Consider the following 23113-nt stretch of genomic DNA (forward strand, 5'->3'; position numbering starts at 1 on the left):
GGAGTGGCATCCGACCGGCAGGGGCCAAGGCCGTACACATCGGGATCCGCTGCGGCCGAGCCGGCTCGCCTTCGCGCTCGACCGGGTCTCACACCCTGCGGCCGGGGCCGTCCAGCGCGTACACCGTCTCCCGGTCCGCCAACGGCAGGTCCGGCCTGATCCGGGTCCGCGCCACCCACCGGTGCCGGTACTCGTAGGTCACCCCGAGCACCGCGTTCTCCTTGTAGACCGGCCCGACCTTGCGCCCGGTGTCGTCGCGGATCCCGTAGCGCACGCGTGGGCGGACGTGGGCACGGCGCCAGGTGCCGGCCGTGAGCTCGCCCGACCCTGCGGCGGAGCGCATCCGCGCGGCCGGCTCATCCGGCGGAGGCAGGTAGTCGAGCAGGTGGACGCCGTGGAAGCCGCCGTCGCGGGCCTGCCGGGTCCGCGCGAGCTTCTTGATCTCCCTGTCCCGGCGTCGGGCCCCGTCCCGCCGGGGCAGCTCGGGCGGCGGCCGCCAGTTCTCGAACGCGAGCAGCGCCGCGTAGCCGTACAGGGCGCGCCCGGCCGGATGACTGCCGTACGGCACCGGCACCAGGGAGTAGAGCGGGATGCCGGTGCGCCGGTCCGTGGCCGCGGTCAGGAGCCAGCCCAGCCCCTCGTCCAAGTGCCCGTCCTCGCGGGCGGTGAGTACTCCGCCCATCACCACCGGCGCATCGCCCAGCGGCAGGCGCCCTTCACCTGCGGCCTCGACCAGGTCACTATCGCCGGCCACCGCGTCGAACGGCACACCGTCGTGGAACAGCAGCACCGACGGGGCGGGCAGCGTCAGTTCCGCGCGGGTCCGCGCGTCCATCATCGCGGTGGTCGCGGCGTCCTCGGCGAGCGGGCCCGGGACGAAGTGCGGCACCGAGCTGTACGCGGCCAGGCCGGCCGAGACGCGCAGCAGGCGCCCGTCCTGCAGATGGTGAGGGGTCGCCAGGCCGTGATGGGCCAGGAGGACGCCGGGAGGGGCGAGCCGGCTGCGCACCGTACCGATATCGGCGGGCACCAGATCGCGCAGGGTGCCGCGGCCGCCGGCCCACCGTTCGTCGTAGCGGGCGAATGTCTCGTCGCGGCGCCGGGCATCGGCGATGGCGCCGCCCGCCACGGCGACCACGTCGACGACGGTGTCGGCGCGGGGGCCTGTGCTGGGCACCAATGCGGTGATCGTCTGCTCTGACTCCGGGGCGTCGACGGCCGGGGCCCATCCGCCGCACGCCGCCCGGACGGCGTCCACCGCGCCGGTGCGGTGCAGCAGGCGCCGCCAGGCGGTGTTCAGTGGCAGCCTGGGACCGTGGGCGAGCAGATCGGCGTACGGCATGCCGTAGAGGAACCGGTCCAGCGCGGCGCGGTCCGCTTCCTGCCGCCGCCCACGGCCGCCGGGCGTCGAGGCCGGCCGCGCAGGGGAGCGGGCCGGCCCGGTCACAGCCGGCGCCATTCCGTGCCGTGGAACACCCGGTAGAGGAAGCGGCGGTTGATGCCCAGGCCGGCGGCGATCTGCGTGACGAGCCGCTCCTCCTTCATCCATTCCTTGCCCCGGCGGACCGCATCGCCCAACTCGGCGGTCAGCACCACGTCCCGGACCTGGTTCGCGCAGCGCCTCAGGTGGGCGCTGGCGATCTGCGCGGTGAGGGTGTCCCCGGTCAGCACGAGGCCGTCGGCCATCTCGTCGAGCCGCTCGGCCACGGCGCGGTGGGCTCCGTCCCAGGTGTCGTGCTCGGCGAAGCCCGGCACGCCGTTGCTGACCCAGGCTGCGGCCCACTGGCTTCCGCCGGGCTCCGCGCCGGCCGCCGCCCGGTTGTCCGCGTCCCAGCCCTTGTTGATCGCCGCGTCGGCGAACACGGTATCGGCCAGGGCACGGTGGAAGGCGAGCTCGGCCTCCTGCGAGAGCGGGTAGTTGACCGCCGTCGGCTCGGCGGTGTGGCACACCACGATGCAACCGTCGACGTGGTTGCGGACCTCGTAGGTCGCGCCGCCCCACTGCCTGCGCAGGGGTTGGCCCCGCGTATCGCGCCACAGCGGGGCGTCCTCGAGATCCGGGATGTCCCCGGCGGGAAGGACCTGGTCGAAAGGTACGGGCACAGCCACCTCGCCTGTTCACGATAAGTGAGCATGAAGGTACACACAGCTTTGTCGAGTGTCTACTCAGGTGCACACTTCCGTGTGGCGGGTGGTCGAGGCTCCTCTACATGACGCTGATCAGCACCGGGTGCCCGGACGGCAGGCGTCCGCGGCCGTCGATCCCGAACGGGATCGCGGGGGCGGTCCGCAGCGCGGTGACCCCTGTCGAGGCCGCGACCATCGCCGCCTTGGGGTCGTCGGCGCCGTCGACGAGCAGCTGTACTCCTAACCGGTGCGCGGTGTCGGTGACCTCCAGCCCGCTGACCGAGACCGGCAGGCCGGCCAGGGTCTGCGCCCAGGGCACAAGGGCCCGCAGGAGCGTCGCTGTGGCGGCGGTGGAGGTCGAGCGTTCGGGACGCGATCTGTTCAGGGTCGGGTGCGTTCCCGCGACCAGCACCATCCCGCCGGGCAGGTCCGCGGTCAGGGTGTAGGTGTAGGCACGTGCGCCGAGCTCGGACAACACCGGGTCGGCCCCGGTCGCCGCTGCCAGCCGGTCGACGCTGCTGCGCTGGTCTGCCATCGTGGTGAACTCCGCGAAGGAGACCTGGACGTCCCGGCCGGCGAGTGCGAGCCGCAGGGGTTCCAGCGGGCCGGCTGCGTCCAGCACCTCGGCGGTCGCGGGCAGCAGATCGGTCAGGTCGAAACGCATGCCGTTATTGTCGCCGCTCGGACAAGCCCCACACCAGACGATCCCCGGACTTCGCCCGGCCCTCGCGGTGCTCCGTCGCCCCGGGCCGGCTGTTTCACCGGTCCGCGATCAGTGCAGAGGTGCAGGCCACGGCCTCGTTCCGGGGCGTGCACGGGCTGGCGGTGGGTCCGCACGGTTCGCCGTGGCGATGGTGTGCCGTTCGGTGGCCCGATGAGGGTGGAGAACGCCGAAGACGCAGCCGTGGTCCTACCGGTCCTCCGCCCTGGGGCTCCGTCGCCAGCGGGACAGCCCGGCCGCCGTGACGCGCTTCCATCGGGAGACGGGGACGGGGGACGGAGGCGTGCACGCGGCGACCTCTTCGACGAGGCTCCCGAGAGCTTCGAGGATGCTCTGCGCCGCCGGGCGGGCAGTCAGGACATCGTCGCTGAGCACGGCGACAACCCCGGCCAGCAGGCGGGAGAACTCCGGTGATCGGGTCGGCTTCCAGTACTCGAGTCGGCTGCAGCAGTACATAGACCGCGAGACCGGCTTCGGCCCGGTGCTCCCTGTCTGGGAGGCGAGACGGAGTTCCGCTTTGAGCCAGCGGGCGCACTCGATGTCGGCCGCAGTGGGTTCCCACAGCCGGGTGAGCAGCTCGAGTCGTAGCGACTCCGGGCCTGCCTCGGCCGGCATCGTGAACGTCGTCCCCGTTCCGTAGGCCGCAGCGGCGGCCAGACTCAGCAGGTCGCGCCGGCGTTGGACTTGGTCGACGTCGGGGCCGAAGTGGGGAACCCAGAGTGCCCCGCACAGGTGGCACACGATTCGGGCCTCCCCGCCCAGCCGTCCGGCCACGGTGTGGGGTCCGGGACTGGCGCACGTCGTGCAGGCGAAGTTCCGTGCCGGGACATCGGAGTCGGAGGCACTCGGCGGACGGGAGCAGTCGACTCCTGGTCTGGCTTGGGCGATCCCATCGGTCGACACCAACCAGAACCCCGGGACCGGGCTGGCAGTGGGGAGGTCAGGGGATTCCACCCGGCCAACATAGTGCCTGCCTCGGACACGGGTGACCGGAAGGACGCAGCGGGCGGATTCCGCCGGCGGGGCCAGGGCACCGTGCAACGCCCGTCCCCGCGCGGCCGGTTCCTTTGGGACGGCCACGACGGAGCCCCGGCCGGGTAAGCCCAGCCGGGGCCAGAGAGGCAGAGCGGCGACGGCTCGCGCGGACTGCGATCAGGCCAGACGGCTCCTCTACACGCGCTGCACCGGCGGGGGCATCTCCAGGGGGAAGGCGCCCGTGCCTTGTCCCATCAGCCACAGCGCGGGGGCCAGGGTACGTCCGCGGAGGCAGCGGGAGATGTGGTTCTGGGAACGGTGCGTCGTCGGCTCACCCACGGTGCGGGTGACGGCCAGGACAGTGCCGTCGGCCAGCACTGCGGTCAGGTTGCGCTGCTGTTTGGCTCCGGGAGTGTCCAGGACGTCCACGCCTTCGATGAGTTCGTCCTGGTCGAGCGCCGACCGTTCGGCGAGGGCGAGCAGTCCCACGACCGGGCCCATCGGGTCGGTCCTGGAGTCGGGGCCCAGACCTGCGGATTCGTCGAGCAGTGCCTGCCCGTACTCCTCCATGGCGCCCTGGAACTTCGGCCCGCCTTGGAGGGCCCAGGCCGGGACGTCCATGTTCTCGACTGCGACCGCGTGGGTGGCGGGTTGACCGGTCATCTCCGGGTGCGGAAGGCGGATCTGCATCCAGGTGACCGGCAGGCTGCCCCAGGCGATTGACTCGTGGTACCCGCGCTCCAGCGTGACCAGGGCGGCCCCGATGGCGCCGCGGGCGCCCTGGCTCAGGAGTCGGCGGGCGTGACTTCCGGTGTTGATCAGGCGGGTCACAGCAGTTGGGCCTTTCACAAGGTGGTGGAACGGGAAGACGAAGTGCCCCTCACGGAGGGGAGGCGGTGGAAGAAGGAGGCGCGGGTGCCAACGGCCGAGGGCACGAGGGGGGATCTCGTCATGCGACGGTTCCCAGGTCGATGGAGGGGAGGTACTCGTGCTGGCTGTCGATTTCCAGGTCGCGGGCCGTCTCGGGAAGCGACCCGAAGGTGACTCCGGCGGCCTGGAGCTCGCCCACGATGTGATCGAGGTCGAGTTCGAAGCGCGGGTCCTTGCCCCAGGCGCGGGCCAGGGCCTCGGGCAGGGCGGGGAGCGGGTCGTCGAAGTCGTGGACGGTCGTTCCGTCGGCGGTGACCGCGCGGTCCATCCGGAAGGTGTCGTTGCCGCGGACCTGCAGCACCACGTACGCGGCGTGGGGGAGCAGGACGCGCAGGAGCGCGGTGAACTCCTCGGCGGCGGCCTCCGCCTCGGCGCGCAGCCGTTCCTGGAGGGCAGACATCCGGGTGTAGGCGGCGGCCGGTGACTCCTCGGTGGTGTCGGAGGTCCCCTCGGCCTCTTCGGCCATCAGGGCGTGGGCGCGGGCGGCCAGCTCGCGCTGGAGGGTGCTGAGATCGTCCGGGTCGCCGTGGACGGCTTCGGCAGCGGTGCGCACCAGGCCCTCCACTTCGAGGGGGGTGAATGAGGCGCTGATGCCGATCAGGTCGGTGGCGAGTGCCGCGATCTCGGGGGTGGGGTGCTGGGTCATGTTCGCTTCTCCGATGGGGAGTTGGGGGAGGATCAGGTGTCCTGGACAGTCAGGAGCACCGGGGGGCGGCCGTAGGACTGGGTGAGGGCGTCCACGACGGCGCGGCCTGCGGCGGTGAGATCCTGCTCGCCGGCGGTCCAGAAGCCCGCGAAGGCCTCGGTGATCGGCGCGGCCGGGTCGGTGTCCGGTTCGCGCAGTGCCCAGCTCGCGCCCGTGGTGCCCAACAGGAGGGCGGCCAGGAGGCCGGTCGAGCGCTCGGCGGCATCGAGGTCGCCGTCGTTGAGATCGGGGAAGGCGGCGGCCCACGGGCCGGGGTCGCCGATGGGTTCTTCCTGCAGCAGGGCGTGCAGCAGCAGGCCGCGGGAACAGGCCAGCATCGGCTCGTCGGCCGCCTCGGGCCACACGGCGTAGACGCTGGTGCCGCAGCCTCCGTAGCTGTCGAGGCGGGTCGGCCAGTTCACCAGGGAGCCGGTCATGGCGGTGCGGTCCATCCGCCGCCAGTAGGCCGTCACGGCCGCGCTCCGGCCGTCCGGCCGGGCAGCGGGCACCGGCGGGTGTAGGAGGCCAGGACGATGCCGAGGATGCCGTCCTCGTTGGCCTCGGGGTCGGTCACCTCGTTGTCGTGGAAGAAGTCGGCGGCGGCCTGGAACGCCGCTTCGAGGAGGGGGCCTTGCGCCTCGTACCGGTAGCCCTGGCGTTCGCTGTCCAGGGCGAAGTCGAAGGTGAACGTCCAGGGTCCGCGCTCGCGGACGGGGGCGGTGGCCAGGTCGATGCCTTCGCCGATGACGAGGGCCGTCTCCCACACCGTCCAGTTCGCGGTGAATGCGGGGCGCGTCAGCTTGGCGATCAGCAGCCTGGCCCGCATGAGCGAGTGGAGCTGCGCGAGGCGGGCGGCCGGGACGGGCGGGGTGCCGTCGGTGGTCTCGTAGATGTCGTACATGGGGTCGTCGGGGAAGGCGTGGGAGCCGTGGACGGCGAAGATGCGGCCGGTGTCGGCGACCTGCCAGCGGTGCCGGTCGCCTGTGCCGCCCGGTGCTGCGAGCGAGGTGACGGCCTGGGCGTGATCCCAGGGGTGCGCGGAGAGCATGAAGAGGAGTCCTCAGGGGTGTGTACCGGGGCGGCGGTGCCTGCGCGGAGGTCCGGCGGCGTGCCGCGAGGGCGTGGCGAAGACGCCCCACTGATTGCCTAACTCTACGAATTAGATTAATGAAGGTCAAGAGCTTTGGCTGATTGCTTAAGTCTATGAATTGGGGTTACTGTGTGGGTGTCGCCGAACGAGGCGGCAACTGATCGGCCGCCGATGACCTTTCTCGGCCTGGCCTGCCTTCACCGGCGCGCGTCCGCTCGTCCCTTGCCGCGCCCCGTTCCAGCCGAGGAGTTCCCGCACATGAAGCGAAGCCTGCGCCGCCACATAGAGGCCGCCATCAACCAGACCTGGAACCCCCGCCGATTCGACCGCCGCGGCCGCGTCACGGTCGTGCTCTCCTTCCCCGAAACGGCGTTCCCCGACGCCCCGCAGTGGAGCCCCGGGCCCGGGTTCACCGCCACCGCCGGCGACTACGCCTGGCTGCGCGACAACGGCGACGGAACGAGTACGGCCGTCGTCGCCGGGGTGGGCCCCAAGCAACTCCCCGGCGCAGGCGGCGGGGAGTGGACCGAGCCGGAGGTCTGGACAGCCACCGCCCCCAACGACAGCCTCTTCATCGACAGCGGCGCCATGTGGGACAAGCCCCACCGCATCACCTGGTTGCTCGACGAGCCCGGCGCGACCATCACCCGCGAGCCCTATCAGGGCCACCCCTCCGCCGCCGTCCACGCCCACTGGGACAACTTCCACGAGTGCTGGGGCTTCGCCCCACGCCGGATGCACCGGGGCGAGTTCCCGTACGCGGACCGCCGCCGGTTCGCCGTTCTGCACACCGAACCGGACTTCGGCAGCCTGCCCGACGAGGCGCAACTCCTGGAGACGGCCCACACCTTGATGCGCTCGTTCGGCGCGAAGGCCCGGGTCTACGCCTACGACCCCCAGCTCGGCAGCACCCGCGATCCGATGCACACCGTCTCCGACGGCACGCTCACCGACGTTCTGCGTGCCCTGGACCGCCGCGCCTCCCGCTGACCGCGACGACCGTCCCTCTCACTTTCCCAGGAGACCTCTGCCATGGCACCGCTTCTCGGCCCCCGACCCTCCACCGTCAGCGCCGCATTCACGGTGCGCGACGCTCGCCCCGGTGACACCGACACCTTCATGCCGGTGATCGCCCTCGCCGACCCCTTCGACCCCGACCCCTTCGGCATGGCCCGGGGCGTCCTGGCCTCACTGCCCATGCCGCCTCTCTCCCACGACCGGAGCCTGGCCCTGGTCGCCGAGGACAACGAGACCGGCACCCTCATCGGCGCGCTGCTCGGCGGCCCGCCGAAATGGCTGTACACCCACCCCGGCATCGACAGCCTTCCCCTGCTGGGCCACATGGTCCGCAGCCTGGGCATCATCCACGGCGTGGCCGTCCACCCCGACCACCGCCGCCGGGGAGTGGCCGCCGCCCTGATCGGCGCCGCCGAGCAGCGGTTCACGCGAGCCGGGTACGGCCTGGTGACGGTCGACCACGAGCCCGCCCTGGACGACTTCTACCGCCACCACGGCTACACCATCGGCGACGCCCTCCTGATCCACCTCCCACAGCAGCGCCTCATCGGCATGACCACCGACGACACCCGCATGTCGGCCAAGCCGCTGCGCCCGGCGGTCCGGCTCGCCGCCGTCCCCGGCGCTCCCCACCGGGTCATCACCGGCCTGCTGCCCGGCGCCTCCCTCCCGGCCGACGCCGTGTTCGACGGCACCCGCCTCCGGTACTGACGACCGCCCGCCCGCCGGGCCCGGCTTCTTCGACCGCCGGGCCCGGCCCCACGAGCAGGAGCCCCCGTTGCCGCCCCACCTGCACATCGCCGAACGCTGCATCCACGGCGAGACGAAACGCATCCTGTGCGACCACCACGTCGTCTGGAGCCGCTACCGGGTACGGGAAGTACCGTGCCAGCCCGCCTTCTGCGAAACCGCCCGCCGAGCCGAAGCCGCGCAGCGCCCGGACTGCTGACCGCGACCGGGCACCGCCCCAACCACCCGCCGAGGGAAGACCCATGCCCCGATTCCGCTTCCGCCACCGCGGTGCCCCCGAGACCTACGACGCCGAGCTGCTCCGCGCCTGGAGCAGCTTCTGCGCCCGGCACGGGATCCCCGCCTCTCCCCGCTACCCGACCGGCGACGCGGAGCTGGACGCCTGGAACGCCTCCTGAGAGTACCGAGTGCGACCGCTGGCGCAGATGACGCGGCTGCGCCTGCCCGCGCCGGTGGGACGGCTCCGTCCCGGCCGGTACCGGTGGCTGGCCCGCAAGTACTGGAGGAAGAACCCGGCCCGGCTGTGGTGGCTTGGGCGCGTCTGGGACGAAGTCCGTTCCGACTGGCGTGCTCGGTGACCGTGCCGGCCGGGATCGCGCAGGGTCAGCCCCGGGAACCCGCGGGAGGAAGGCCGGCGAACCAGGCATCGAAGGGAACCCACGTGCCCGCGGGAACGGCCAGCAGGTTCTCCAGCGCGCCGAATCCCGGCGCCGCGCTGCTCCCAAGGGGGAACACCTCCCTGAGCATGTCCGCCTGCGGATCCAAGCCGCTGGGCCGGACCCGCTCCTCGAACAGCTGGTATGACGGCGCCTCGGCGACGCGCAGCGCCCCCGCACGGCTCCCGACCACCAGGTAGGGGCAGACGCGGGCTGCGTAGGCGGCGCACGCCGCATGCAGTGGTGGTTCTCGTACGAGCTGGGCGGCCGTCCCCTCCGACTCGCCGGCGATGAAGACCACCTTCGCGTCCCGGTCGATCGAAGTACCGCACAGCTGGCAGCGCCGCCGGGCCATTGCCGTGCGCTGGCGCCGGGGACACACCTGTCCCAGCAGCGGGGTCCCGGTGCCGGTCGCGCAGTAGCACCACAGCACCGCGCCCTCCTCGGGGCTGCGGATCACCGATGACCTGCCCGGAGCGTCGCGGGGTTCCCAGAGCGTCGTCCAGCCCACCGGATATCCCCGGCCGTCGCGGGGGAGGCCAGCCACGGCCAGCGGCATCGGGACCTGCTTCCACCCGGGACGGGCTCGCATCTCTTCCACGCCGCCGATCCTCGCAGAGCACCGCCGCGCGTCCACGGGCGGGCGGGGCCGACGTCCACGGCCCGGCTCTTCTCGGGGCGTAGCACCAAAACAATACTTGCTTAACTCTATGAATTGCGTTAATGTCCAGTTGTCCCCCCGCCTGGGGCCCCACCCGCCAAGTAGAGGCGTGCCGGCGTGCCCTTCTTGGCGAACAGTCACGGGCCGAGCCCGCAGTCCGGACGAACAGCGACCGAGGCCGGCACCCGACCCGAAGAGAAGAGGCAGTAGCAGATGGCTGGTTCAACGGACCCGACCGATGACCCGGTGCGCCTCGGTGAGCAACTCGCCACCACGCGCGCCGAGCTCGAGACCGCACGCGGCCGGGTGACGGCCCTGGAGCGCGAGGCCACGGACCTGGAAGAGCGGATCGTGGCGGCCCAGAGTGCCACGGCTCTGGCCCGCGGCGGAGCGGAGGGCGTTCTCCGCTGGTGGTCGGAGCGAGGCCGTGGACGGGACGAGGCCCACAAACGGACCGCGATGCGCGCGTGGATGCAGAGTCTGCACCCCTCTCTGAGCTGGCCGGACTTCAGGCCCGGCAAGGACCCCGTCAACATCAACTGGCGGGTGGAGCGCTCGGCCACCCCGGAAGAGACAGCGGCAGTGGCCCGGGAGCTTGACCGCATCGGTGCGGCGGTGCGCGCCGTGCGATCGCAGGACGTGCCGCTGGCCGGTCTGCACGTGCTCGTCATCGCGCCCCGGACCGGGCCGATGCGCTTCGGCGACCAGTTTCCGAAGCCCTGTCTCGTGGTTCGTCTCCAGCCCCACGGCTGGGACCTGGTCACCCCGTCCGAGCGGCCTCTCACGCTCGGGACCTGCCAAGAGGACTTCCTGCCCCTCCTCGAACAGGCCCGGGTGGCCACGCTCAGCCTCGCGGCCGACGCCTGAACGAAGCGGGCAAGGACTCGAAACGTCGAGGGCCTGTCCGCACCGGACTTCCGGTGCGGACAGGCCCCTTTCGTGTCCCCGGTCAGGCGGACGCGATGCGGTTCGCGTCCATCAGCGCGTTGATCAGGGCCACCGTTTCGGGCGCGGAATCGGACCCGCTTTCGATCTCGATGCGCGTCAGCTGGTGAGCCGTCCGCTCCATCCCCTGGCGATCACCCGTCTCGCTGTAGACGGTGAACAGGTCCCGGTAGAGGAGCTCGCTCATCGTGTCGCACACCAGCCCGCGGGAAGCCGCCGCGAGCGCGGCGCGGTAGTCGTGCACCGCCATGCGCCGGGTGGCGAGCTCGTGCGCGACGTCGACGACGGCCGAGATCATCTCCTGGATGTCGTACTCGGCCCAGGCGTACTTGGCCTGGTTGATGTCGCTGAACGGCCGGCCGCGGACCAGCGCCAGTGCGTTGGCCAGCGCGGTGTCGGCCTCCGTGCCGGAGTAGTGCATCCCTTCCCGGTAGTACCCCTGGAACTCCTGCCAGTCGCTGGTGACCTGGTCGTTGAAGCTGTAGACGCCGCCCCTGATCGTCGGCAGGTAGGCGCCGGAGGGGTCGTCGACCGCAAGGAGCGGGTCGCGGCCGAGCCAGGCCCGCAGCTTGGAGATCGCCGTGTTGCGGGTGTCGGCGAGTATCCGCTGGCCGGGCCAGATCGCCTCGTCGAGCTCGTGACGGGACTTGCCAGGGTGCAGGGCGAGCCAGGCAGCGATCTCGGTGAGCCCGTTGCGGCGGTACGACTCGACCTTGCCGAGGGTGCTGATCACGTCGACGGGTCCAAGGACGCGGATCTGCGGGGCGGACGGCGGGTCCGGCGGTGTGTTCAGGGCGGCCAGCACGCCGGAGGTGACGGCTGTGACCCGGGCGGCCGGCCGTGCGGGGGCCGCGGCTGCGGGATCGGCCGGGCGGGCCTCGGGCCGTCCGAGGGCGGCCGGGGCCAGGGCAGAATCCTCCTGCGGCTGATCGCCGACGAGTTCGTCCAAGTCCTCGGGCTCCTGCGGCTCGGCCGCGGCCTCGTCCTCCTCGGGGTCCTCCGTGTCACGTTCGTCGAGGACCTCCTGGAGCGTCTCGTCGAAGAGCTCCTTGGGCAACGCCTCCCCCTCCTGTGCGGTTTCGGCTTCGGGTTCCTCCACAAGGTCGCCGCCGCCCGCGCCGGTGACCGAGGGGGCCAGGGCGCTGAGGCCGAGGTCGGGCACCGCGGTGGCGGAGGCGAAGCCGAGCGAGCTGACCGCCACCTGCACGATCGGAGCGGCCGGCGGCGCGGCGGGCTGCTGTCGGTCGGCGTCCTCCAGCTCGGTGTCCTCGTCGTCGGTGCCGTCCTCCGTCGTGTCCTGCGCGAGGGCGAAGTCGCCCCGCTGCGGGACCGGGCTCGGGCCGTTCACCACGGCGGTGCCGTCGGGTGCGTGGGTCCAGGCGGGGGCCGGGACGTCGTCGGTGCGGGCAGCCGTGGCGAGCAGTTGGACCAGCGGCAGGTACGCCTCCTCCTCCAGCCTCTGCAGGGTGACGGTCAAATCCAGGCCGGGCAGCTGTACGGCGCTTCCGGCCGCAGTCGGAAGCGTCCACGCGCCGGGGACCTCGAGTTCGTCGCCGGCCTCGGTGACGATCGCGGTCGCGGTGCGGGGGCGGGAGGACAGCAGATCGGCCAGGGCCTCCGCATCGTCGCCGCCGGGCGCGGCCGGCGCGATGAGCACCTTGGGGATCCAGGCGTCGCCGCCGTCCTCGGACAGGCGAGCCTGGCCGAGGCCGTCGAAGTCGCCGGCCTCCAGCGCGCCGCGCTGCAGGGCATCGTGGGCGCGCAGCTCCGGCAAGGCCTGCGCCAGATCTTCCTGGTACTCGACCCGGATGGGGAAGACGCCGGCGAGTTCCTCGCCCAGGCCGGCCAGGAGCAGCGTGGTGTCGTCGGACAGGCCGGAGGAGGCCAGCTCGACGGCCATGCCCAGCATGACGGCGCGGATGTCAGCGCCGGTGCCAGTCAGCCGCAGCGCGCCGACGGACTCGAGGTTGACGAGCACCGGTTCGCCCTCCTCGGTCTCCCCGAGGCTGACGAGCGCCGGGTAGGGGGGCATGGTGTCGCGGGCTTGGTCCTCGCCCAGGAGCTGGGCGCCCCGGGCCGGGCACCACCAGCGGTCCGGGCCTTCCTCCATCTCGGTGAACGGCGCGGTCTGCGGGGTCGGCGCCGACAGGTGCAGCTCCAGGCCCTTGGCGGTGACGCGGACGGCCTCCAGCGGCGGGAGCGGCTGGCCGGCCTTGGCGCAGTTGGCCGCCAGGGTGCGCAGGGCGATGTCGACCAGGTCGAGGCCCTCGGGGTCGGAGGCGGCCCGCAGCCGCTTCTCCAGGTCGGCCGTGGCGGTGGCCTGCTGTGGCATCGGGATGCGCCGCCGCGGGCGCCGGCGGCGCTGCTGGAGCGCGCGTCGGCCGCCGAGGACACCCAGGACGGCGGCGGCGAACAGGCTGGTGGCGGCCAGAGCCACCGACGCGACGGAGGAGTCATCGGCGTCGTCGGCCGGCGCCGCGACGGGGGTCTGGGGCTGCTCGGCCTGCGGGTTGGTGGGCGCGGTGCTCGGGGTGGCCGCCGGCTGACCGTGGTCCGCGCCGGCGTCCGGGGTCGCCGGGGCCTTCGGAGCTTCCTTGGTGGGTTCCGCCGTCGGGGTGCTGCTCTGGCCTGCCCCGTCGCCGGTGTGGGGCGCGGGGGTGTCGGCGGTCGATCCGGTGCCCTTGCCGTCCTGGGTGCCGTGGGCGGACTGACCACCCTGTCCCGCGTCCGGGGCCTGCGCCGGTGCGGAGGTGTCGCCGGAGGGCTTGGCGGCGGTGTGCGGGAGCTGGAGTTCCCAGCCGGGGTAGATCTTGTCCGGGTCGGTCAGGGTCCGGCCGTCCGGCTGCTGCACTCCCTCGTTCAGCTCGGCGAGCTTGGGGTAGGCGTCGGCGCTGCCGAGCTCCTTCTCCGCGATCGAGGAGAGCGTCTCGCCGGGCTGGACCCGGTGCTCGCGGTCGGTGGGGTTCCAGTCCGTGGGCATCGCCAGCTTCCAGCCCGGCTGGAGGGCGCTGCGGGTGGAGAACGTCGTCCCGTCGACCATGGTCTTGCCGTCGTTGGCCGCGGCGATCTCCCGCCACCGGGAGGCGTCCCCGAGCTGCTTGAGGGCGATCTTCGACAGGCTGTCGCGGGCCTCGACGGTGTAGGTCCCCGGGTGCTGGTCGGCAGTGCGCGCCGCAGCCGCGGGGGTGTCGGCGGTCGTGGCCGCCTGCACGGTCGCCGGGGCGGTGACGGCGGTGGGGGAGTGCGTAACGACCGGGGCGGCCGAGGCCGGCGCCGCCATGGCGGTTCCGACGGGCAGGAGCACCAGGACGCCGCTGACCAGGGCGCCAGCCATGCGCTGTTGGAAGCCGAGGGCCGGCAGACGCAGGGTGGGACGCCCGCGCAACTGGGCGGGGATCTCCAGCAGGGTGGACAGGGCGAACGTGGCCCAGCCGATCCAGCCGATCGCCATGACGACGGCGAAGAACGGCGCGCCCAGCTGGTGGCTGGTCAGCAGCGAGGTGATCTCGTCGAGTGACACCCCTTCGGGCAGCAGCACGCCGGTCAGGGCCCACAGCAGCACGGGCAGCCCCGCGAGGAGGGCGATCAGGACCACCAGGCTGACCAGGCCGCGGACGACATCGACCGCCCGGAGGCGGCGCCGGGCGGTGTGGGGGCGAGTCGGTGTCATGGCGCGGATCATCCCTCCGGAGCGCCGATGCCGTGCAGGAGCTCAGCGCTGGCGTGACCCTCGACGGAAAGCGAGGACTGGCCGATGACCTGCAAGAAAATCGTCTTGTGCTGAATGGTGACGTGGACGTTGATGCTCTTGCCGTCGCCGCTGACCGTAACCGTGCCGCGGACGCCGGCGGAGTTGAGGTACCGGTAGGCCTCCTGCTGCGCCGCGCTGGGGTCCAGGACGACGGCCTTGCCGGCGATCGCCTTCGCCGGGTCGATCGCCTGGCCGCCGGCGCGCGCGGCCTCGGCAGCGATCGCGTCCGCCCGCTCGACATCGCGCAGCTTCCCGCCGAGGTCGAAGCACAGGCCGAGCATGACGAACATCGGAATGACCATCAGGAGCCACCACATCGACAGGGAGCCGCGGTCGTCGCGGAGCCAGTCGAGGCGGGAGGCGGAGGTGGTGGTGCTCATCGCTGCCTGTACCTGTCGATCACGGAGGTGAAGCTGGACTGGACGGTCTTGGTTCCGATGGAGAAGCCGAGGTCGTTCAGCTGCACGGTGCAGCTGACCCGCACGGTGACCGCGCCGTAGGTCCCCAGTGGGGCGCTGAAGCCGGAGGTGTCCACGCTGACGCTGGTGCTGGCGCACTTGAGCTTCTGGTCCGAGAGCGCGACCTCGGCAGCGGCGCGCGCGTTGCTCTGCGCCTCAGCGGGACTGCGGGCGATCGACGCCTCACGGGCGGCGGCCGCCGCCGAGGAGTCGACGGCGTTGCCGGCCATGACGATGCGCCCCGCCACGAACGCGATCGCGAGGAACAGGATCGCGGCGGGGACCCACATCACGAACTCGATGGCGACGCTGCCGCGGTCGTCGTCGCAACGACGGAGGCGGCGCAGGAACCGCAGGCGGCTGGTCACGGGGTGGTCCACCTCTCTACCGGGCCGGTGGCGCGCTCGGTGACGGTGATGCTGAGACCGAGCAGGGACGGTGCCTTGGCGGTGACGGTGAAAACGACGCGGTTCGCGTTGGAGCCGGACGTGCTCACCCGGGGGTTGACCAGGGTGCCGTCGACGCGCTGGAAGACGGCGTTGGCCCGCGCGACGCCGTCTCCGGTGCTGTTGCCGTAGGCGCGAGCACTGGAGACGGCCTCGCGGGCCGCGGTGGTGGCGGCCTGCTTGGCGAAGTAGACGTTGCAGGTCTCGATCACCATGAAGGTCAGCAGCAGGGCGGCGGGGAAACAGATCAGCATCTGCAGGCTCGCGTCGCCGTCGTCCTCCCGCCACCGCTGCCGGATACGACGGGCGAGTGCCCGAAGAGCCACTTACAGGCCCTTCATGTCGTCGAGCTTGGACTGGCCGAGGACCTTGAACGCGGCGATGGCTATCGCGGCGAACGCCACGATGCCGACGATCCACATGATCGTGGAGATGTTGTTGTCGCCGCGGTCGCCTTCCTCGCGGGCGTCGGTGAACTTCTGCTCGGCGGTCGACAGGAGGTGCGCGAGCGCGGTGTACGCGGTGACCGCCATGCGCAGAGCGGGAGAGGTGTTCATGGTGATGTGCTCCTTGTGAGTGCGGTTCAGACGAGGAAAATGCGGACTACGGAGGGGAAGCCGAAGAAGACCAGCAGGACCATGGACAGCAGGGTCACCGGCACGATCAGGCTCTCGGAGGCGGCGTTCGCCCGGGCCTGCTCGGCGGCGGCCTGCTCGTCGGCCAGGCTCTCGGCCCGGCTGCGCAGGGTGCTGTAGATCGCGGCGCCGTCGGTTCCGGCGCTGGCCACGATGTCGGCGATGTCGCCGGCCGCGGGCACGTCGAGCTCGTCGGCGATGGAGCGCAGCGCGTCCCAGGCAGGCGCCCGGTCCAGACGGGCGCGGACGAGGGCGGCTTGGATACGGCGGAAGGCCCAGCCGTTGCCGACCTCGGCCGGCCGCTCCAGGGTGTCCTGGGCGCCGGAGCTGGAGATGCGCTCCATCGCGGCGAGTTCCATGTAGGCCATGACGGCCTGTGCCGCTTCCGCCCGGGCCTGGGCGGCCCGCTTGGCCAGTTGCGCGTCGGGGAGGAACCACAGGCCCACCCCGGTGGCCACACCGGCCAGGCCGGTGAGGAAGAAGGGCAGGTCGATACCCGCGAGGGTGACGACCAGCGAGAAGAACGACGGAAGGAGCAGCCCGACGACGAAGTGCAGGGCCTTGCTGCCGAAGAACTCGCCGACGCTGTCGCCGACCAGGTTGAGGTTCTTGACCGGAACGCTGACACCGGGCCAGTCCCTGACCCGCTCGGCGACCCGGTCGCCGACACGCTCGATCAGCGGACGCTGGTCGTCGCGGCGGCGGACCGGGGCCTGGGCCTTGCCGTGCAGGCGTTCCAGCGCCGGGCCGAGTGCCGGTCCGGAGGGCAGCAGCTCGCGGACGAGGAAGAACAAGCCCAGTCCGATGCCGGCTCCGGCCAGCAGGGCGACGGTGAGTTCGTTCATCGTGCCACCTCCGCGAGCACTGGGTCGGCGTCCGAGCCGGCGGCACGCTCGTCGTACTCCATGAAGCCGGGCAGGGGCTTGTCCATGCCGAGGCGGCTCATCCACCAGAACAGGGCGACGACCGCGGCCATCAGGATCACCAGGACGAGCATCCCCAGCGGGGTGCCGTAGGGCTCGATGTAGGCCTTGTTGAAGCTGAACCCGACGATCACGACCAGGGTGATCGCGCAGATCCAGCGGGTGGTGGTGCGGTGCTTGGCCCGGTCCGCTTCGACGTCGCGGCGGCGGCGGACCACGTTGGAGGTGCGGGCCGCCAGGTCGGACAGGACGTCCGCCAGGCCGGGCCCGCGGTCCTTCATCCGCAGCAGCAGCGCCGCGGCGACCAGGTCCGCCCGCGGGTCGCCGATCGCCCGCGCGAACGCGGTCAGCGCGTCCCCTGCGGAGACCCGTGACTGCAGGCGCACCGCCAGGTCCGCCACCTCGCGCTCGATGGGCCGCGGTGCGGTGCGGACCGACACCGCGATCGCCTCCTCGATGCCGGTACCGGTGCGGACCAGGTCGGAGAGGCGCTTCGTCCACTGGGCGAGCGCGTCCAGCCGCTCGATCTGCTCGTTGGCCGCCTTGTTCGGGTTGATGAGCCACGGCAGGAAGAAGACGGCGCCGGCGACCAGCAGGGCGGAGGGGAGCCACCCGGACACCAGCCAGGTCAGCATGCCGGCGACGGCGGCGCCGCTGATCTGCAGCTGCCGCAGCCGCTTGGTCTTCGGCGGGAGGGTGCGCTTGACCTTGACCGGACGGTCGGTCACTTCGGTGCCGCGCACGCCCACGACGAACAGGACGAGGCCGCCGATGAGGAACAGCGCGGCGAAGCCGGCGATCAACAGACCCATCAGGCCACCGCCGTCCGCTTCAGCTCCAGCGGGCCGCCCCAGTTGCCGTTCTCGTTGCGCAGCCACTCCGGGTTGAATCCGGCGCGCACCAGGTCGTCCAGGCAGGCCGGGTTGACGCCGGTCGGTACGGCGCGGGGGTCACGGGACCCGGGGCGCGGCGCGTAGATCTTGTTGGTAGCCGGAAGCCCGGTCTCGCTGGCCTCGCCGGTGACCTCCAGGATCTGCTCGACGAAGCGGACCTTCTTACCGCCCAGGCGGGTCTCGTCGATCATCTTGACGTGGACGACGAAGTCCAGCGCGGCGCCGGCGATCAGGTAGGCGAGCTCCTGGGTCATCCCGTCGCCGTGCTGGATGCACAGCTGGGCGATGCGCGCGAAGACGCCCTCGGCCTTGCGGCTGTGGATGGTGCAGAGCGACCCGCCCTCACCGGCGGACATCGCCTGGAGCATGGGGACGATCTCGCGGGAGCGGACCTCTCCGACGATCATGCGGCGCAGCATCATGCGCAGGGAGGGGGCGATGAGGTCCGCGATCTCGATCTCGCCGACCTCGCGGCCGTCGACCCTCTCGCCGTTGCCTTCGCGGGCCTCCATCGGGACGACCTGCTTGAGGTGCCCGACCTCGTGGAGGAAGAGCTCGTACTCCGTCTCGAGCGTTCCCACGCGCTCCTGGGGGTCGATCTCACGGGCCAGAGCGATGATCATCGTGGTCTTGCCGACGCCCTGGGTCCCACTGATCATGATGTTCTTCTCCGCGGCCATGGCGGCCTTGAGGAAGTGCATCATCCCGGCGTCGATGCTGCCGTACTCGACCAGGTCCTCCAGCGTGACGGAGCGGATCCGTTGCTTTCGGATGGTCACGTACGGCCGCGGGGTGGACTCGGTCATCGCCTGCAGACGCGAGGTGTCCGACAGCCGCAGGGCCAGGGTCGGCGAGGCCTTGGACAGGCTCCGCTCGCCGGCGCCGTGACGGCGGGCGAGCATCTGGAGGAACTCGACGAGTTCCTCGTCGCTCTCCGCGACGGGGTCGACCTTCTGCCGGGGACGGTCGGTGTAGTCGATCCACACGTCGTCGCAGCCGTTGATCAGGATGTTTTCGACCGTCGGGTCGTCCAGGTGAGGCTGGAGACGGCCGTGGGCGAACTGGGCGTCGAACACCGCCTGCGCGAGGGTGGTCTCGTCCGACTCGGCCGGCGAGACCTGCCGGGCAGCGGCGAAGTCCGCCGCCCAGCGGGCGACGAGCTCGTTGATGATCTCCCAGCCGCGCTGCTCGGCGTCGTCGGCGGGCATGTCCCGCTTGTTGCTCTCCCTGTACGCCTGGAACTCCGGCGCCATCTGGCGACTGAGTTCCTCACGCAGGCTGTTGACGGTCTCCCAGTCCCACAGCGACTTTCGGGAGACCACGCGGCCGTCCCCGGCCGGCTTCTGCGCCGTCACCGGGGCCGGGGCCACCGGGCCGGGCACGACGGGGAATCCCGCGACGGGGACCTGCTGGGGCAGGTACGAGGCCTGGCCCGGCGCGTACAGGGGCTTACCGCGTTGCATTGACAGCTCCCTTCATTCGGTCGAGGACGGTCTGCGTACGCGCCGCCGGTGCGAGGAGCCTCTGCTGCTCCTGGAGGGCGAGGCCGCGCAGTTGTTCGGACATGGCGCGTGCTTCGCGCAACAGGGCGGAGCGGCCGAAGTACCGGCCGCCGTCGCCGCCGTGGGAGAGGACCTGTGCGGCCCTCGGGTCGTGGGGGAGGGTGGCGAAGATGGGCAGCTGAAGTTGCTCGGAGATGTCCCGGGGGCGGAAGTCGCCGTCGTCGATGACCACCAGGCCGAGCCGGCCGCTGTCGCGGCCGCGGACCTCGAGCGCGGCGCGCAGCGCCTCGACCCTCGGCTTGGCGGCGCTGGCCGAGCGCAGGGTGCGGCGTACGACGACGGCGACGATGTCTGCGGACTTGGCCAGGGCGCTGGCCGTGCCGGTGGCACCGGAGCGGCCGAGGTCCACCAGGACGTCGTAGCCGGGGTCCTGGGTCTGCAACTGCTCGAAGAGCAGGCCCAGGCGCTGCCAGACCTGGCTGAGGCCGGCGGCCTGGGCGGGGTTGGTCAGGCCGGGCAGCAGCAGACGGTCCTGGGTGTCCTTGTCGGACAGGTCGATCAGCTGGTACCAGAAATCCTGGTCGAGCTGGCGGCGGCGGTGGGCGACCTCCAGGTTGTGCAGGCCGTAGTCGCCCAGGATCCGCGACTCGAGATAGCCCGCGGCGATCGAGCCGCCGTCCGGGTCGCACTCGGCCAGGATGGCGCGGCGTCCCTGCGGGAGCGGCCAGGTGAGCAGCGCCGCGAGGGCGGTCGCGGTCACTCCGGGGCCGCCGCTGGCGCCGGCGAAGGCGATGACGGCCATGTCAGCTCCCCGACGGCACGACGACGAGGGAGGCCTCGCCGTTCGCGGACCACTGGGCCAGGGTCGCGCCGTCAAGGGTGTTGGCGGCGAGGTCCACGACGCGGTCGCCGCTGTTGTCGGCCTTGCCCACCTCGATGACGACGGCCTGCACCGTGGTGTTCTTGTTGCCGCCGGCGGCGCCGTCGGCAGCAGCGGCGGCGTTGTTCTTCGGCGTGTGGATGACGTTGACCTTCTGGCCGGGGCTCAGCTGGCTGGCGGGGATCTGCGCCGGGGAGAGTGAGACGCCCACCAGCGACTGGCCCTGCTTGATCAGCGGCTGGTCGGTGACCGACTGGGTGGTCAGCAGGCTGCCCTTGGTCAGGCCCACGGTGGTGCGCTTGCCGATCATCTTCTTCAGCTGGCTGGCCGGCACGGGAGTGAGGACCGGGTCAGTGGCGATCCGGGCTTCCACGAGGTCGTCGGCGGTGAGCTGGGCGCCCATCGGCACGTCGTGCGCGACGGCGACGACGGGCTCGCGGTTGCCCGTGGACATGTACAGCCACGCGTTGGCGCCGACGCCGACCGCGATCAGCGCGACGGCCATGGCGATGAAGCCGGGGCGGCGGCGGCGGACGACGGGCTGGCGGACGATCGACTTGGGAGCGGGCGTCAGCTGGTCTGTGGTTTCGGGGGCGGGCCCCGTGGTGGTGCTCATCTGGGTAATTCCTTACGTGTGCGGGCGAGTCACGGCTTGGCGACGACCTGGGCTTCGCCGATGGCGAGGTTCACGCCCCCGGAGGCTCGGGTCGTGGTGATGTCGCCCTGCTGGCCTCCGCCCTCCCAGTGCACGGTCCAGGTGGTGACGGCACTGACGGAGAAGGCGCTGGAGGTCTTGGTGTACCGGTAGCCGCAGTCAGGAGAGGCGCTGCCGCCGTAGGACTCGTTGTAGGGAGTGCCTGCACTGGTGCAGGTCACGCCGCCGCCGTCACCCATCGTGTAGACGATCTTCTGCACGTTGGCCGTGGCGTTGACCGTGATGCCGCCGGCCGAGGCGCTCGCGGAGACGGGGCCCCAGGTGCGGTCGGTCTTGACGTTCCAGATCCACACGGGCATGCCGACGATGCCGGTCGTGCCGGTACCGGGCGCCGTGCCGATCTGGGCTCCGAGCAGCCGCATCTTCTTGATGGCTTCCTGGGCGAGCTCCTCGGGTGAGGGGCCGCCGCCGAAGCCCGGAGGCGGGTTCAGGCTCCAGCTGGTGCCGCCGGCCAACTCACGGCCGATGCCTGGGCAGATGACGTTGTACGCCTTCCCCTTGGTCCGGGCAGCGGGATCCGACGGCGCGCCGCTGCCCCACTGCCAGTCAGGGGCGTCCGCGGGGGGCTGGGGGTTGAGGAGGTCCCAGTAGCACTGGTCCGTGTAGTTGAACCAGCCGACGCCCTCCTTGTAGCAGGGCACCTCGCCGACTTCCTGGCCGTTGGGGTTCTTCCAGTGGATGACGCAGGTAGCAGCTCCACCGCCACCTCCGCCACCTCCGCCACCGGTTCCGCCACCGCCGCCGGTTCCGCCGCCGCCACCGCCTCCGCCGCCTCCGACGTGGATGTCGCAGTCAGGCACGAGGTCGGGGCACTTGACACCACCGTCGGCGCTGGCCGTGCCGACGGGCACGGTGAGCGCGACCAGCAGCGCGATGAGAGCGCCGATCAGCGCCCCCGCCCCTCTGCGGCTCAGCATGTGCTGTCCTTGTCGATGGTGGAGTCCACGATCAGCCACTTGCCGCTGCCGTAATACGCCTTCGAGGTCTGCACGTGGCGCCGGTTGGCACCGTCGAGATCCGACTTCTTGCCCGTCTTGGCGTTCTCCGGGACGAAGTTCGAGCTGTCGACGCAGTCCACGACGGTCGCGGTCCGCGGATTGGTGTCCAGCGACAGGTCGGTGACCTTCGGGGACAGCACCGGGGCGCCCTTCACCACCAAGCCGTTGTCCTGGTAGTACAGCGCGGCGACCTTGACCTTGGAGAGCGCCTTGTCGGCTGCGTACTCCTCCAGCTTCGAGCCGGAGAAGCTCCCCGAGCTGTAGATCTTGGTCTGCTCGGCCCACATCCCCCGGTACGCGGCGAGGACCTGCTCGGCCGCGGTGGCACTGGGGTCGGGCGAAGGAGCGGCCGACGTCGCCGAGGCGGACGGTGATGCGCTCGCCTTGGCCTCGCCGCCGCCCGACCCACAGCCGGCCAGCAGTGCCACGGCGGCCGCGGCCACCACCGCGGAGACGCCGGCCCGGCGTATCTCAGCACTGATTGAAGGTGCCACTGGCATATCCCCCTGATGAGTGGTGGTCAGAAAGCTGAAAGGCATGGGAAATCGGCGGACCGCGGAATTCCGCGTCCAGTACGCCAACGGTTGATCAAATGGATAAGGAGCCTAAATCGGCCGTCGCGGGGTCGTCACATGCTTTTAGCGACGACCACGCGGTAGTCGGCTGCCGGTGGCGACGTCCAGTGAGCGCACCAGCTGCTCGGCCGTGACCTTCAGCAGTTCGGCGGCCAGTCGGAACTTGGACGGATCGAGCGACGCGAGGCCCCGCTCGATCCGTGACCACCGGGCCTGGGCGATGCCCAGCCGGTGCGCCAGAGCCCGTTGGCTCCAGCCGGCCAGCAGCCGCAGCCTCTGCACGTCGTCCGGCCGACTGGTCGACAAGAGCGAGTCCAGGGGCACCTTCAGGCTGTCGGCGAGGGCCTGCGCCGTCGGCAACTGGGGCTTTCGTCGGCCCTGTTCGTACAGGCAGATGTGGGTGCCGGCTACCCGCGCCCCGCGCGTGCGGGCCATGGCCGCCAGGTCGTCCTGCGACAGGGATGCCTTGGTGCGCAGTCGGCGCAGGGCGGCGGCGCTGAAGGCTGTTACTCCGCGGTTCGCCACCTTGCTCCGTCTCGACGGGGGTCTCGAGGTGCTCCTCGCCGGACGGGCTGGTCTCGCCCGCGCCTGGAGGAGACGGTGACGCGGCGACTGTGTGCCGCCCGGCCGCCAAGTACGTCCACACCTCTTCGGATTGGCTTGCGCCCCGAATCTGATAGGGGGTCAGCATTCTGTTGAAATGCACACGACCCCCCTCCCCGTGACCGCACACATGTGTGCGGATAGTGCTCGCCCCGTGACTGAATCTGACCGGTAACT

27 protein-coding genes are annotated in these 23113 nt (G+C 71.6%); 5 read left to right on the top strand and 22 right to left on the bottom strand.

The window, feature by feature from the left end; translation table 11 throughout:
- Window positions 1-88 precede the first annotated feature (88 nt).
- From ACZ6K0_RS41100 to ACZ6K0_RS41135, 8 genes are all read right to left on the bottom strand, one after another.
- A complete protein-coding gene (locus tag ACZ6K0_RS41100; RefSeq protein ID WP_469235037.1) occupies window positions 89-1447 on the bottom strand; it encodes a hypothetical protein in 1359 nt (452 codons plus the stop codon).
- The gene (locus ACZ6K0_RS41105) at window positions 1444-2103 is read right to left on the bottom strand and encodes a hypothetical protein (protein ID WP_469235035.1); all 660 of its coding nucleotides are present in this window, start codon (window positions 2101-2103) and stop codon (window positions 1444-1446) included. Before ACZ6K0_RS41105 ends, ACZ6K0_RS41100 begins: the two co-directional genes overlap by 4 nt.
- Window positions 2104-2206: 103 nt before the next feature.
- On the bottom strand, window positions 2207-2791 hold the full coding sequence (locus ACZ6K0_RS41110) for a hypothetical protein (RefSeq protein ID WP_469235033.1): 585 nt from the start codon (window positions 2789-2791) through the stop codon (window positions 2207-2209).
- 246 nt (window positions 2792-3037) lie between these two features.
- Entirely contained in the window at window positions 3038-3463 is a 426-nt protein-coding gene (locus tag ACZ6K0_RS41115) for a hypothetical protein (protein ID WP_469235031.1), read from the bottom strand.
- A 555-nt stretch (window positions 3464-4018) separates the two neighbouring features.
- Window positions 4019-4654 carry a hypothetical protein gene (locus ACZ6K0_RS41120; protein WP_469235029.1) on the bottom strand — a complete coding sequence of 212 codons (636 nt, stop codon included), beginning with the start codon at window positions 4652-4654 and terminating at the stop codon, window positions 4019-4021.
- 118 nt (window positions 4655-4772) lie between these two features.
- Window positions 4773-5399: a hypothetical protein gene (locus ACZ6K0_RS41125; RefSeq protein ID WP_469235027.1), complete on the bottom strand. Its 627-nt coding sequence runs from the start codon at window positions 5397-5399 to the stop codon at window positions 4773-4775.
- A 32-nt stretch (window positions 5400-5431) separates the two neighbouring features.
- Window positions 5432-5911 (bottom strand): hypothetical protein, encoded by a 480-nt coding sequence (locus ACZ6K0_RS41130; RefSeq protein WP_469235025.1) that lies wholly within the window; start codon window positions 5909-5911, stop codon window positions 5432-5434.
- Window positions 5908-6486: a hypothetical protein gene (locus ACZ6K0_RS41135; protein ID WP_469235023.1), complete on the bottom strand. Its 579-nt coding sequence runs from the start codon at window positions 6484-6486 to the stop codon at window positions 5908-5910. Before ACZ6K0_RS41135 ends, ACZ6K0_RS41130 begins: the two co-directional genes overlap by 4 nt.
- A gap of 300 nt (window positions 6487-6786) precedes the next feature.
- Between ACZ6K0_RS41135 and ACZ6K0_RS41140 the strand changes: the two genes are divergently transcribed.
- The 4 genes from ACZ6K0_RS41140 to ACZ6K0_RS41155 all read left to right on the top strand — a co-directional run bounded on the left by ACZ6K0_RS41140 (window position 6787) and on the right by ACZ6K0_RS41155 (window position 8693).
- The gene (locus ACZ6K0_RS41140; protein WP_469235022.1) at window positions 6787-7518 is read left to right on the top strand and encodes a hypothetical protein; all 732 of its coding nucleotides are present in this window, start codon (window positions 6787-6789) and stop codon (window positions 7516-7518) included.
- A gap of 42 nt (window positions 7519-7560) precedes the next feature.
- On the top strand, window positions 7561-8256 hold the full coding sequence (locus ACZ6K0_RS41145) for a GNAT family N-acetyltransferase (RefSeq protein ID WP_469235020.1): 696 nt from the start codon (window positions 7561-7563) through the stop codon (window positions 8254-8256).
- A gap of 67 nt (window positions 8257-8323) precedes the next feature.
- The gene (locus ACZ6K0_RS41150; protein WP_469235018.1) at window positions 8324-8494 is read left to right on the top strand and encodes a hypothetical protein; all 171 of its coding nucleotides are present in this window, start codon (window positions 8324-8326) and stop codon (window positions 8492-8494) included.
- A 43-nt stretch (window positions 8495-8537) separates the two neighbouring features.
- Window positions 8538-8693 carry a hypothetical protein gene (locus ACZ6K0_RS41155; protein ID WP_469235016.1) on the top strand — a complete coding sequence of 52 codons (156 nt, stop codon included), beginning with the start codon at window positions 8538-8540 and terminating at the stop codon, window positions 8691-8693.
- Between the two features lie 205 nt (window positions 8694-8898).
- On the opposite strand, the gene ACZ6K0_RS41160 is transcribed toward ACZ6K0_RS41155, so the two are convergent.
- The gene (locus ACZ6K0_RS41160) at window positions 8899-9552 is read right to left on the bottom strand and encodes a hypothetical protein (protein WP_469235014.1); all 654 of its coding nucleotides are present in this window, start codon (window positions 9550-9552) and stop codon (window positions 8899-8901) included.
- A 273-nt stretch (window positions 9553-9825) separates the two neighbouring features.
- On the opposite strand from ACZ6K0_RS41160, the gene ACZ6K0_RS41165 reads away from it, so the two are divergent.
- On the top strand, window positions 9826-10479 hold the full coding sequence (locus tag ACZ6K0_RS41165) for a hypothetical protein (protein ID WP_469235012.1): 654 nt from the start codon (window positions 9826-9828) through the stop codon (window positions 10477-10479).
- 82 nt (window positions 10480-10561) lie between these two features.
- On the opposite strand, the gene ACZ6K0_RS41170 is transcribed toward ACZ6K0_RS41165, so the two are convergent.
- The 13 genes from ACZ6K0_RS41170 to ACZ6K0_RS41230 form a co-directional block, all read right to left on the bottom strand.
- Window positions 10562-14227 (bottom strand): LysM peptidoglycan-binding domain-containing protein, encoded by a 3666-nt coding sequence (locus tag ACZ6K0_RS41170; RefSeq protein WP_469235011.1) that lies wholly within the window; start codon window positions 14225-14227, stop codon window positions 10562-10564.
- Between the two features lie 8 nt (window positions 14228-14235).
- Entirely contained in the window at window positions 14236-14688 is a 453-nt protein-coding gene (locus tag ACZ6K0_RS41175) for a pilus assembly protein TadG-related protein (protein WP_469235009.1), read from the bottom strand.
- Window positions 14685-15134, bottom strand: coding sequence for a TadE/TadG family type IV pilus assembly protein (locus ACZ6K0_RS41180; protein WP_469235007.1), 450 nt, complete (start codon window positions 15132-15134; stop codon window positions 14685-14687). The genes ACZ6K0_RS41175 and ACZ6K0_RS41180 overlap by 4 nt, the downstream gene beginning before the upstream one ends.
- Complete coding sequence (locus ACZ6K0_RS41185) at window positions 15131-15538, bottom strand: TadE/TadG family type IV pilus assembly protein (RefSeq protein WP_469235005.1); 408 nt, start codon at window positions 15536-15538, stop codon at window positions 15131-15133. The genes ACZ6K0_RS41180 and ACZ6K0_RS41185 overlap by 4 nt, the downstream gene beginning before the upstream one ends.
- The gene (locus ACZ6K0_RS41190) at window positions 15539-15769 is read right to left on the bottom strand and encodes a hypothetical protein (RefSeq protein ID WP_153469907.1); all 231 of its coding nucleotides are present in this window, start codon (window positions 15767-15769) and stop codon (window positions 15539-15541) included. It abuts the gene before it with no gap.
- A 26-nt stretch (window positions 15770-15795) separates the two neighbouring features.
- Entirely contained in the window at window positions 15796-16692 is an 897-nt protein-coding gene (locus ACZ6K0_RS41195) for a type II secretion system F family protein (protein ID WP_469235003.1), read from the bottom strand.
- Window positions 16689-17582, bottom strand: coding sequence for a type II secretion system F family protein (locus ACZ6K0_RS41200; protein ID WP_469235001.1), 894 nt, complete (start codon window positions 17580-17582; stop codon window positions 16689-16691). The genes ACZ6K0_RS41195 and ACZ6K0_RS41200 overlap by 4 nt, the downstream gene beginning before the upstream one ends.
- Window positions 17582-19126: a CpaF family protein gene (locus ACZ6K0_RS41205; protein ID WP_469234999.1), complete on the bottom strand. Its 1545-nt coding sequence runs from the start codon at window positions 19124-19126 to the stop codon at window positions 17582-17584. Before ACZ6K0_RS41205 ends, ACZ6K0_RS41200 begins: the two co-directional genes overlap by 1 nt.
- Window positions 19113-19967: a hypothetical protein gene (locus tag ACZ6K0_RS41210; RefSeq protein WP_469234997.1), complete on the bottom strand. Its 855-nt coding sequence runs from the start codon at window positions 19965-19967 to the stop codon at window positions 19113-19115. The genes ACZ6K0_RS41205 and ACZ6K0_RS41210 overlap by 14 nt, the downstream gene beginning before the upstream one ends.
- 1 nt (window position 19968) lies before the next feature.
- Window positions 19969-20661: an SAF domain-containing protein gene (locus tag ACZ6K0_RS41215; protein WP_469234995.1), complete on the bottom strand. Its 693-nt coding sequence runs from the start codon at window positions 20659-20661 to the stop codon at window positions 19969-19971.
- A 29-nt stretch (window positions 20662-20690) separates the two neighbouring features.
- Window positions 20691-21677 carry a hypothetical protein gene (locus ACZ6K0_RS41220; RefSeq protein WP_469234993.1) on the bottom strand — a complete coding sequence of 329 codons (987 nt, stop codon included), beginning with the start codon at window positions 21675-21677 and terminating at the stop codon, window positions 20691-20693.
- Complete coding sequence (locus tag ACZ6K0_RS41225; protein WP_469234991.1) at window positions 21671-22252, bottom strand: hypothetical protein; 582 nt, start codon at window positions 22250-22252, stop codon at window positions 21671-21673. The genes ACZ6K0_RS41220 and ACZ6K0_RS41225 overlap by 7 nt, the downstream gene beginning before the upstream one ends.
- A gap of 144 nt (window positions 22253-22396) precedes the next feature.
- Window positions 22397-22858: a helix-turn-helix domain-containing protein gene (locus ACZ6K0_RS41230; RefSeq protein WP_469234990.1), complete on the bottom strand. Its 462-nt coding sequence runs from the start codon at window positions 22856-22858 to the stop codon at window positions 22397-22399.
- Window positions 22859-23113 lie beyond the last annotated feature (255 nt).

Source organism: Streptomyces sp. NPDC042346, from assembly GCF_055581845.1.

Coding starts and splice junctions, on each gene's coding strand:
- ACZ6K0_RS41110 (WP_469235033.1), bottom strand. CDS start 2,791: ATGCGTTTCGACCTGACCGATCTGCTGCCCGCGACCGCCGAGGTGCTG.
- ACZ6K0_RS41115 (WP_469235031.1), bottom strand. CDS start 3,463: ATGCCGGCCGAGGCAGGCCCGGAGTCGCTACGACTCGAGCTGCTCACC.
- ACZ6K0_RS41125 (WP_469235027.1), bottom strand. CDS start 5,399: ATGACCCAGCACCCCACCCCCGAGATCGCGGCACTCGCCACCGACCTG.
- ACZ6K0_RS41135 (WP_469235023.1), bottom strand. CDS start 6,486: ATGCTCTCCGCGCACCCCTGGGATCACGCCCAGGCCGTCACCTCGCTC.
- ACZ6K0_RS41140 (WP_469235022.1), top strand. CDS start 6,787: ATGAAGCGAAGCCTGCGCCGCCACATAGAGGCCGCCATCAACCAGACC.
- ACZ6K0_RS41145 (WP_469235020.1), top strand. CDS start 7,561: ATGGCACCGCTTCTCGGCCCCCGACCCTCCACCGTCAGCGCCGCATTC.
- ACZ6K0_RS41155 (WP_469235016.1), top strand. CDS start 8,538: ATGCCCCGATTCCGCTTCCGCCACCGCGGTGCCCCCGAGACCTACGAC.
- ACZ6K0_RS41165 (WP_469235012.1), top strand. CDS start 9,826: ATGGCTGGTTCAACGGACCCGACCGATGACCCGGTGCGCCTCGGTGAG.
- ACZ6K0_RS41170 (WP_469235011.1), bottom strand. CDS start 14,227: ATGACACCGACTCGCCCCCACACCGCCCGGCGCCGCCTCCGGGCGGTC.
- ACZ6K0_RS41175 (WP_469235009.1), bottom strand. CDS start 14,688: ATGAGCACCACCACCTCCGCCTCCCGCCTCGACTGGCTCCGCGACGAC.
- ACZ6K0_RS41190 (WP_153469907.1), bottom strand. CDS start 15,769: ATGAACACCTCTCCCGCTCTGCGCATGGCGGTCACCGCGTACACCGCG.
- ACZ6K0_RS41195 (WP_469235003.1), bottom strand. CDS start 16,692: ATGAACGAACTCACCGTCGCCCTGCTGGCCGGAGCCGGCATCGGACTG.
- ACZ6K0_RS41200 (WP_469235001.1), bottom strand. CDS start 17,582: ATGGGTCTGTTGATCGCCGGCTTCGCCGCGCTGTTCCTCATCGGCGGC.
- ACZ6K0_RS41205 (WP_469234999.1), bottom strand. CDS start 19,126: ATGCAACGCGGTAAGCCCCTGTACGCGCCGGGCCAGGCCTCGTACCTG.
- ACZ6K0_RS41210 (WP_469234997.1), bottom strand. CDS start 19,967: ATGGCCGTCATCGCCTTCGCCGGCGCCAGCGGCGGCCCCGGAGTGACC.
- ACZ6K0_RS41215 (WP_469234995.1), bottom strand. CDS start 20,661: ATGAGCACCACCACGGGGCCCGCCCCCGAAACCACAGACCAGCTGACG.
- ACZ6K0_RS41220 (WP_469234993.1), bottom strand. CDS start 21,677: ATGCTGAGCCGCAGAGGGGCGGGGGCGCTGATCGGCGCTCTCATCGCG.